Below are 4,304 nucleotides of genomic sequence, written 5' to 3' on the forward strand. Positions count from 1 at the left end.
GGGAAGCCCAGCCCCCCCGCCGGCACGCCGACCGGCGGGTCGCCCTCGCCGCCGAGCGAGCTGTTGTCGAAGGCCAGCGCGACCTCGGCATCGGCCAGCGGCTTGCCGAAGACGGTCGCCCACACCGTGGTCTCGGCGCTGTCGCCGGGAGCCATGCGGAAGACGAACTCGTCGGCGCGCAGGGCCTTGCCGTCGGCCGGCTCCTGCCCCAGCAACGTGTCGGCGCCGGCCTTGCGCACGGCCAGCGGGTTCGCGGCAACGGCCGACAGCTGCGCATCGGTCAGGGTGATGTCGGCGATGCCGGCGGTGCGCCGGTACCAGCCGTTGTCGGGGGTCACTTCGCCCAGCGGCTGGAAGCCCTGCACCGCATCGAGATAGCCGACCTGCAGCGTCTCGCCGACGATGTCGCCGCGCCATTCCTTGAAGGGGATGGAGTTGCCGAGGTCGATGGCCAGCGCCTTGCGCGCCTCGTCCACCACCGCGGTGGCGTAATAGAACAGGGTCGGGGCCGACTGGCTCTGCTTCTGGCTCGGCTGCAGCTTGCGGCCCAGCGTGAAGAAGCGCGGCTCGTCCGCGCGGGCGACGCCGATGCTGCCGGTGATCAGGCCCATGGTGAAGTCGGGCAGCGGCGGATAGCGGGTGCCGTCGTCGCCGATCCAATAGCCGGCGTTGTAGCCCACCACATTGAACTTGATCGACAGCAGCCCACCCGGCCCGGCAGCGGCCTGCAATTCCTGCAGGAAGGGCGATGCCGCGACGTCGCCCCAGGCGAGATCGGACAGAACCGACTGCCAGGCGGCGCCGTACATGCAGGCGGGATGCAGCTTGTGCTGCGGCAGCGACCCCGGCGTCAGGCTGCGCTTCCACAGGTCGGTGAAGGACGCAACGGCAAAGTTGCTGCGCAGCGCGGCCTGCCCGTCACCGCCGACCAACCGGACGACGAGACCCCAGATGGCCGAGACCATCTGCTGCTCGCTGTCCAGATCGACCATCTTGGCCGGCGGCTGGTCGTCGGCATCGGCCAGGGTCATCGACAGCACGGGGTCGCCGGACACGGTGCTGCCGTCGCCGCGCACGGCACCGGTCACCGCGCAGTCGGTCAGACGCCAGACACCGGTGCCGTAGGGATTCCAATAGCCGATGTCCCAGTTCGCATAATCGGCCGCCGTATAGTTCGTCCCGTCATAGTTGGACGGAAAGTTGTTGACGGTCGAAACGTCGGCGATGAACTTGCCGGTGAAATTCAGCCGCGGCCCAGTCAAATATGCCATCGCGCTTCCCCCGCTTCGTCATGATAACACTGGATGAAATCTGAATTTTGAAGACATGCGGACGCCTATGGATCGGCTTACCCGCCCCCATCACGCAAAATTTACACGGATATACATTGCATTACGGCCGGATATGTCCGGCTGCTGCTTCAGCGTGCCTGCTCCATTTTCATCATCTTCCATATCACGAAAATGGATTAATGAAAACACAAATACACGCCATGGGTATTGCTGGATATCAATGGGCGCGAAAAATTGAATATGTTCAGATATACACAGTCAGATGCGCATGTTTGCTCAGCCGGTTGCCAACCTCCTGCGAGGACACCGGCGGGCATAGGTGGTGCGATGGAGCGCAGCGGCAATGCATCACCGCAATTGCCGTCACACCCCTGCCCTTCACATGTGTCTTGGTTCACGGTCGGAATCCGACCATCGACGCCACTGATCCGTTCAGGATGCCCAAAGTCCGAAACTGCGAAGCCGGTTTCCAGCCCGCGGCGCGGATGGTGACGCGGCTGTACCGGTGCGGCGAAGACCGACGCCGTCCGTCTCAGGCCATCCGCATCACGGCCGTCCGTTTCAAGGAATGACGGTCGTCGTCTGCCCCGGATTGATCACCGACACCACGCCGCCCCAGTTGCACAAGCACTTCGACACGTTGTCCAGCGCCGGCATATGGTCCAGCATCACCGTCGGCGCGCCCGGCACCCAGGGCGTCAGGGTGGCGGGAATGCAGGGCATCGGCGTCAGCACGCCCATCGCCGCCGCCGTCGCCGAAGCCACCGTCGGGTTGGCGAGGCTGGTGCACATACCGAACGGCATGATGTTGACCATCGGCTTGTGGTCCGTGATGTTCGCCGCCGGCTGGTTGCCGTCCATGACGCCATGGACGGGAAGCACAACGAAGGTCGACGGGGCCATCCCGAAGCTGCATTGAAGCGTCGCGCCGTTCACCACCTGCATCGGCATGCGTGCTTATCCTTCCAAATCACCGCTGTCGGCATGACTGCATCGACTCAAATCATACCGGGGCATATTGCGATTTGCCAGAATGCCCATGGTCTTCACTCAAATCGTACAGCATTTTCCGCATCGGATCGTTTCTTGGGATCGACACCGTCCCTGTTGCGGCCATCGATAACAATCCATGCCGAATTCCTTACGGATTTGAATAAGCCTGCCGATGCGCGGGAGTCAACATGCTCCACGCCGCCCCGCCGTCGGCCCCAATACGGTGCATTCGCGGCCTCCGGACAAACCGGGCGGCACAGCAAAGCCTTGCCTGCCGGTGATTGTTCAGCTCCTTATCCAACAGACGAAGCAGGTTCAGGCCGGACAGGAGCGAGCGCTGGTGCGCATTCACATCATCAACCCGGCGGCGGATTTCCCCGGCTACCACACGGCCGATTTCTTCGCGGCCTGGGGACTTGGCGGGCGCAGCTCGGTGGCAGACCTGTCGACCACAACCCTGGCCGCCTTCGTGCCGCCGGACTGGGACATCCGCCTGACCGACGAGGCGATCACGCCGCTGCCGGACCGCCCCGCCACCGAGGACGCCGACATCGTCGCGATCACCGGCAAGTCGTCCCAGCGCAACCGCATGCTGCAGCTGGCCGACCGCTACCGCGCGATGGGGCGGCGGGTGGTGATCGGCGGCTCCTACGCCTCGCTCAGCCCGGAGGATGTGCGCCCCCACGCCGACGTGCTGGTCACCGGCGAGATCGAGGACATCGCGGCGGATCTGTTCGCCGATCTGGCCGCCGGCCGGCCGCGCGACCGCTACGAGGGGACGCGGCCCGACCTTCGGCGCTCTCCGCTGCCGCGCTGGGACCTCTATCCCAACGAGAGCGCCAACATGGGGGCGATCCAGACCTCCCGCGGCTGTCCCTTCCAGTGCGATTTCTGCGATGTGATCCAATATCTCGGCCGCAAGCAGCGCCACAAGGATCCCGATCAGGTGATCGCCGAACTGGACGTCCTGCACCGCCACGGCTACCGCAGCGTCTTCCTGGCCGACGACAACTTCACCGTCTACCGCAGCCGCGCGCACGACATGCTGACGGCCTTGCGGCGGTGGAACGAGGCGCATGCCGATGCGCCGATGCGCTTCATGACCCAGGTGTCGATCGACCTCGCCCGCGACGCCGATCTGATGGCGGCCTGCAAGGCGGCCGGGCTGGACAATGTCTTCATCGGCATCGAGACGATCAACGAGGACAGCCTGCGCCAGTCCGGCAAGCTGCAGAACCTCTACCAGTCGACCTCTGACGCGCTGTCCACCATCCTGTCGCACGGCATCGCGGTGTCCGGCGGCATCATCGTCGGCTTCGACGCCGACGGGCCCGACATCTTCGACCGGCTGGCCGGCTTCATTGAGGATTGCCCGGTGCCGGTGCTGTCGGTGGGCGCGCTTGTGGCGCCGCCGGGCACCCCGCTCCACGACAGGCTCGCCGCCGAGGGGCGGCTGGCCGGCGACGACGCGCAGAGTGCGGCCAACCCCTTCACCACCAACATCCACCCGGCGCGGATGAGCCGGCGCGACCTGCTCGACGGGCTGGCGCGGCTGTGCGCCGACATCTACAGCCCGGCCGCCTACGGCCGCCGGATCGCGAAATTCCTGGACGCTTACGGCGGAGCAAACCGTCCCGCGCAGGCACCGCAACCGATCCCGCTGTCGCCGCTGCTGCGCAGCGTGCTGAAGCGGTTGTCCGGCTTCGGCCCCGCCGAAAAGCAGATGATCCTCGACGCCATGACCGCCGCCCGCTTCAGACCCGACGCCCAGATGGAGGTGATGGGAGCGCTGGGTCGCTATGCACAGATCCGGCACATGCTCGGCGCCACCGCCGGGAGCACCGCCGCCGGGTGATCGCGCCTCCGGGACCGGGCGTTGCCACGGCCGAGCGGGTCATTTCCGTACCCGTGCCATCAGTTCGCCGACGATTCCGCGGCGGAAGAGCAGGACGCAGACGACGAAGATGCAGCCGATCACCACCGGCACCGGCAGGCTGGTGGAGGCGAGGTAGCTTTCCA

3 protein-coding genes are annotated in these 4,304 nt (G+C 65.8%); 1 reads left to right on the top strand and 2 read right to left on the bottom strand.

From position 1 onward, the window contains the following. The coding region (locus TSH20_RS32560) for a hypothetical protein (protein WP_109493021.1) at positions 1–1,271 on the bottom strand (1,271 nt) is incomplete at its 3' end. A 582-nt stretch (positions 1,272–1,853) separates the two neighbouring features. Beyond that, positions 1,854–2,243, bottom strand: coding sequence for a DUF4280 domain-containing protein (locus TSH20_RS32565; protein WP_085082694.1), 390 nt, complete (start codon positions 2,241–2,243; stop codon positions 1,854–1,856). A gap of 382 nt (positions 2,244–2,625) precedes the next feature. On the opposite strand from TSH20_RS32565, the gene TSH20_RS32570 reads away from it, so the two are divergent. Beyond that, positions 2,626–4,140, top strand: coding sequence for a radical SAM protein (locus TSH20_RS32570; protein WP_085082696.1), 1,515 nt, complete (start codon positions 2,626–2,628; stop codon positions 4,138–4,140). Positions 4,141–4,304: the final 164 nt, after the last annotated feature.

The organism is Azospirillum sp. TSH20 (genome assembly GCF_003115935.1).
GTDB lineage: Bacteria > Pseudomonadota > Alphaproteobacteria > Azospirillales > Azospirillaceae > Azospirillum.